The 4,594-nt window shown below is 67.7% G+C and carries 5 protein-coding genes and 2 pseudogenes; 3 read left to right on the top strand and 4 right to left on the bottom strand.

The genetic code is table 11. The features are described 5' to 3' along the window. Positions 1–828: calcium-binding protein (locus ACZ7NC_RS44575; RefSeq protein WP_471497885.1), on the top strand; the 828-nt coding region annotated here is incomplete at its 5' end. A 355-nt stretch (positions 829–1,183) separates the two neighbouring features. Here the strand turns inward: ACZ7NC_RS44575 and ACZ7NC_RS44570 are convergent. The 3 genes and pseudogenes from ACZ7NC_RS44570 to ACZ7NC_RS44560 all read right to left on the bottom strand — a co-directional run. Continuing rightward, positions 1,184–1,738: pseudogene (locus ACZ7NC_RS44570) on the bottom strand (beta-ketoacyl synthase N-terminal-like domain-containing protein); the annotation flags it as partial. Further along, positions 1,728–1,997, bottom strand: a complete 270-nt coding sequence (locus tag ACZ7NC_RS44565; RefSeq protein WP_471497882.1) for an acyl carrier protein — start codon at positions 1,995–1,997, stop codon at positions 1,728–1,730. The pseudogene ACZ7NC_RS44570 and the gene ACZ7NC_RS44565, both read right to left, overlap by 11 nt. Next, positions 1,994–2,512, bottom strand: a complete 519-nt coding sequence (locus tag ACZ7NC_RS44560) for an acyl-ACP desaturase (protein WP_471497880.1) — start codon at positions 2,510–2,512, stop codon at positions 1,994–1,996. The genes ACZ7NC_RS44565 and ACZ7NC_RS44560 overlap by 4 nt, the downstream gene beginning before the upstream one ends. Positions 2,513–2,909: 397 nt before the next feature. On the opposite strand from ACZ7NC_RS44560, the gene ACZ7NC_RS44555 reads away from it, so the two are divergent. Next, positions 2,910–3,578: an IS5 family transposase gene (locus ACZ7NC_RS44555; protein ID WP_471497878.1), complete on the top strand. Its 669-nt coding sequence runs from the start codon at positions 2,910–2,912 to the stop codon at positions 3,576–3,578. Here ACZ7NC_RS44555 and ACZ7NC_RS44550 read toward each other — a convergent pair. Further along, positions 3,491–3,712, bottom strand: a pseudogene (locus ACZ7NC_RS44550) (IS110 family transposase); the annotation flags it as partial. The gene ACZ7NC_RS44555 and the pseudogene ACZ7NC_RS44550 overlap by 88 nt on opposite strands. Here ACZ7NC_RS44550 and ACZ7NC_RS44545 point away from each other — a divergent pair. Continuing rightward, the gene (locus ACZ7NC_RS44545) at positions 3,605–4,540 is read left to right on the top strand and encodes a cytochrome P450 (protein ID WP_471497875.1); all 936 of its coding nucleotides are present in this window, start codon (positions 3,605–3,607) and stop codon (positions 4,538–4,540) included. The pseudogene ACZ7NC_RS44550 and the gene ACZ7NC_RS44545 overlap by 108 nt on opposite strands. The last annotated feature ends 54 nt before the right edge of the window (positions 4,541–4,594 follow it).

The raw sequence follows: 4,594 nt of genomic DNA, 5'->3' as shown, positions 1-4,594 counted from the left end.
GCAATCGCGGTCGCACCGGTCCCGGTGGCTCATGCTCAAGCGGAGACCTGTGACGGGCTGGCTGCCACGATCGTCGGTACCAGTGGCAACGACACCTTGACCGGTACCGACGGGCCAGATGTGATCGTGGGATTGGGCGGGGATGACACCATCTCCGGTCTGGGTGGTGATGATGTCATCTGCGGTGGGGACGGCGACGACACGATCCGCGGTGAAGCGATATCCCAGCCGGTAGTGGGTGGGGTGGGCGGAAACGATCGTGTGTTCGGTGAGGGCGGTAGCGACGTACTGTTCGGCGACTACGAGCAATTTGCCAACCCGGGGGGCGGCGGAGTCGCTGGTGGCGGTGACTACATCGACGGCGGCAGCGGCTCGGACACCCTCTACGGAAACAGCCGGCAGTCAACCTTCACCACCGTCGGCGCGGCCGTCTCGTTCGGGAGTGACACCGTGCTGGGCGGGGATGGCGCTGACACGATCTACGGCAACGGCAAGGAGCTCACGGTAGGCGCAGGCGGTATCACGCTCGGCAGTGGCAATACCACCGTTGACGGCGGCGAAGGCGCGGACTTCATCGTCGGCAACTGGGAGACCGTAACGGTCACCGCGTACACCGTAGTGGACGGCTGGCGCAACGCCATCACTGCTGGTGTCGGCAACGACACCGTCTACGGCGACTTCGTCAACAGCAGCGGAGTCCTCGTTCCGGGGGGCACCGGTATGAGCGACACCATCGACGGCGAGGACGGCAGCAACGACACCGCCGACTGCGGACCTGGCACTGACACAGCCACAAACGTCGAAAACTCAACCAACTGCAACCCCTGAGAACGGCGTTGTCAGAGTGTTGTCAACTTAGTGGACGGGGCGTGTCATGAATTAGGCTCTGCCTTGATTTTCGTAGCGGGTGATCGAATCCGTCGCGGTTCCCGGGGCTCTGGGGGCACACTGGAGGGTGTATGTCCTCGAGTTGGAGGTCCTGTTGCCGCAGTTGGCCGCGGTGCAGGTCCAGGAAGTGCAGGCTGGCGGGGATCTGCTCCGGATCGCGGCGCGGACCCGGGACGATGTCGCAGTGGGGTGTTCGGGCTGCGGTTCACTCTCGGACTGGGTGCACAGCCGGTATGAACGCCACGTCGCCGACGAGGCGCTCGGCGGACGGCCGGTCACGATTGATCTCTCGGTACGCCGGCACGATGTCGCAGGTACCGGACCGCAGCAGGTCCCGGGCCACTCCGATCGCGGTGGCGCCCGACGCGCAGGCGCTGGCGGTGGTGAAGTTGGGGCCGCGCACGCCCAGGTCGATGGCGACCTCGCCCGCGGCCATGCTCGGAACGCTGCGCGGGAGCGCGAGTGGCGAGACCCGCTCCGGCCGCCCGGCGCCGAGGTGACCGAACTCAGTGACGTACGCACTCAAACTGTTCGATCCCACGCCCAGCACGACACCGACCCGCTCCGCTTCCCAGGTACGACGATCGAGGCCCGCGTCCGCGACGGCCCGCCGGGCGGCGACGAGGGCGAACTGGATGAAGCGGTCCACGCGCCGCGCCGACGCCCGGCCGAGCTCCGTCTCGGCGTCGAAGTCCGTCACCCGGCAAGAGAAGTCGACCGGCAGTCCCACCAGGCCGGGATCCGTCGCGGCCAGCGAGCGCCCCCGGCACAAAGCCGCCCAGTTCGCCTCCACCGTATGCCCGGCCGGAGTCACCAGCCCCAGCCCAGTGACGGCGATCTCAGCGCACATGCTCGAACGCCCGAGCCGCCTCGCCCAAGGTCGAAGACGGGCGCAGGTCCAGGGCATTCTCGGGCAGAACGATCCCGTACTCCTCCTCCGCCGCCACCACCAACTCCATCAGCGACAGCGAGTCCAGGCCGAGACTCTCGAACGTCGTCCTGCCGGAGAGCTCACCGGCATCCGCCTTTACATTAAGATGGCCGGTCAGCAGGGCCACCAACTCCTCGGGAAGGGCCGACTCCGCCGCGCCTTCCGCCGCCTGCCTCATGCCTGGGTCTCCTGTTTCCTCGCTGCGAGAGGCCCTGCGGCGCTGCCCGCGTTCATCCGTCTGAAGGCCACGCGCGCGGGAAGCTTGCGTCTCAAGCCACTCCACGTGCTGACCGAGTCGGTCCTGCGCCTGTCGCCCGGCCGCACCCAGCCCGCCATCGGGTCGACCGCCCGGCTGGCATGGTCGTAGGCCCATATGACGTCCGCGTGTCGGCCCTCCTCTGCCGTCCATCGGTGGATCCACGTGCCCCAGGCACCGTCCCGCCCGAAGCGGGTCGCGATTTCGAAGTGGTAACTGGGCAGGTTGTCCTCGGTGAGGAGATTGATGATCAGCGCGTTCTGCACGGGTTGCGACAGCGTCGACTCCCAGGCCAAAGCCTTCAGCGGCCCGTCGAAGTCCCGCGCCGCACTCCACGGCACGAACTGGTGCGGCAGCCAGTCACGCGCAGCCGCAAGATGCCACTCCAGGAGCCGCTCGACCGACGGCTCCGGCTCCCGCAGCACGACTTCCGCCATATTGCCGACCACGCCCGCACCTCTCCCTGTCCTGCCCGTCACCTGTTTATCTGTGCGTCACCGTGTAAACACCAGCGAGGGGTGTAGGGGACGGTCTGTCACTCGTTGGTGTTATAAGAAGCCGTCGTCTTTCCGATCTTGACGGGTGTGCGTCGAACGGGAGCCCCGATTGGGTGGTCGTGAGGCGCTTGGCGCATACGGACAGGGCCTCCTGAACAGCTCGTTGGTATCGAATCACCGAGCAGCAGGAGGCCCTGATGCAGCAGTGTTCCGTGTTGGCGGTCGGGCAGTCCAGCCCGGTCACCTGGGAGTGTGACTGTCTGGCTCACCGGTTCGGAAACGCTGCCGACAACGGGTTGCGGCAGCCGCGCTACCCGACGGACATGACGGACGCGGAGTGGGCGGCCGTCCGGCCGTTGCTGCCGGTGCCGGGCTGGATGCGCGGTCGCGGCGGCCGGAGGCGTACTGCCACCGGGCTGCACTCGATGCGATCTGCTACCTCGTGGACAACGGCATCAAGCGGGCGATGCCGGCCGACTTCCCGCCGTGGGACCGGGTATACGCGTTCTTCCGCCGCTGGCGCGACCATGGCCTGGTCAAGGAGTTCCACGACCGGCTGCGCGCGCAAGTCCGCGAGGCGGCGGGCCGCGATGCGGAGCCGACGGCCGGTGTGATCGACTCGCAGTCGGTGAAGGCGGACGCGGTTGTCGGTGCGGACAGTCGCGGGTTCGACGGCGGCAAGCTGGTCAACGGGCGCAAGCGGCACGTCGTGGTCGACGCCCTCGGCCTGCTGCTCGGGGTGATGGTCACCGCCGCGGACACCGGTGACCGCGCCGTCGCCCAGGTCCTCCTGCACCAAGTCGCCGACGCGCACCACCGCCTCGCCTTGGTCTGGGCGGACGGCGGCTACACCAGCAGTCTCGTCGAGCACTGCCTGGCAACGCTCGCCCTGGTCCTGGCGATCGTCAAACGCAGCGACGACATGCGCGGCTTCGTGGTGCTGCCCCGGATCACCTCGACCAGCCTGCGGCGTCCGGCCTTTCGCAGCGCGGCCGGGGATCCGTAGCGTTCCAGCAGCCAGGTGACGGCCTGGTGGTCCAGGCGCGGTCGGAGGACGCGTTCCAGCGACGGGTGGAACTGGGTGAGCAAGCCGCGGATCCGGTTGGAGGTGCGGGTGGCCTCGGCCGCCAGATCCTGGTCGACGGAACCGTTCACGAAGCGGCTCGTTGCACGAGAGTGCCCACTGTGCCGTTCCGTCCTGTTGCCGGCCCGCGCGGACTGCCGCTGCTGGGAAACCTGCCGTCCTTCGGCGGCGACCCGTTGGCGTTCCTGGAATGTCTGCGCGACGACTTCGGCGACGTCGTGACCTGGTCGCTCGGCCCGATGCGGATCGTGTCCCTCGCACACCCTGAGCACATTGCGGAACTGCTGGGAAGCGACGAAGACCGCTTCGAGATTTTCGATGCCGGCTGGGCGTTCAAGCGACTGGTCGGCAACGGCGTCATGCGCAGCCAGGGTGCTGACTGGCGCCGCAAGCGGTCCTTGGTCACACCCACGGTCCGCCCCTCCCAGGTACGCCGATACGCCACGACGATGGTCGACTGCGCCACGGCGCTTGCCGATCGCTGGCAAGTAGGCAGCCGGATCGATGTGCTGCGGGAGATGAAGCAACTCTCCCAGCGGGTCGTGGTCCGCACCCTCTTCGGCAACGACATCGGTGACCAGGCCCAGGCACTGGCAGACGCGATGGACGTGGCCGAGCGAGAGGTCGGCGCCGAACTACGAGGAATCGGGCTCTTCCTGCCACCCTGGGTGCGCACCCCCGCTCGCCGGCGCCTAATCGAAGCCGTCGCGACCGTCGATACCGAGATCGATCGGTTCATCCACGCCCGACGGGTATCAGCAGACGGAGGCGACAAAGGCGGGGACCTGCTGAGCAGGCTCCTCGAAGCCCGGGACGAGGCAGGGCGGCCACTGACTGCCGCGGTGTCCGCGTACTCCCTGAAGTGCTCAGCCAAGTACAGATAAACGTGCTCAGCTTTCAGGCAACGTCGGTCTCGCGCTCGATGGCGGCGAGTCGGT

Source organism: Streptomyces sp. NPDC111802 (genome assembly GCF_055634335.1).
This window is presented reverse-complemented; position numbering and strand designations above follow the sequence as displayed.

What these genes read in the sequence shown, in the direction of transcription:
- ACZ7NC_RS44565 (WP_471497882.1), bottom strand. Translation starts at nt 1,997, where the DNA reads ATGAGGCAGGCGGCGGAAGGCGCGGCGGAGTCGGCCCTTCCCGAGGAG.
- ACZ7NC_RS44560 (WP_471497880.1), bottom strand. Translation starts at nt 2,512, where the DNA reads ATGGCGGAAGTCGTGCTGCGGGAGCCGGAGCCGTCGGTCGAGCGGCTC.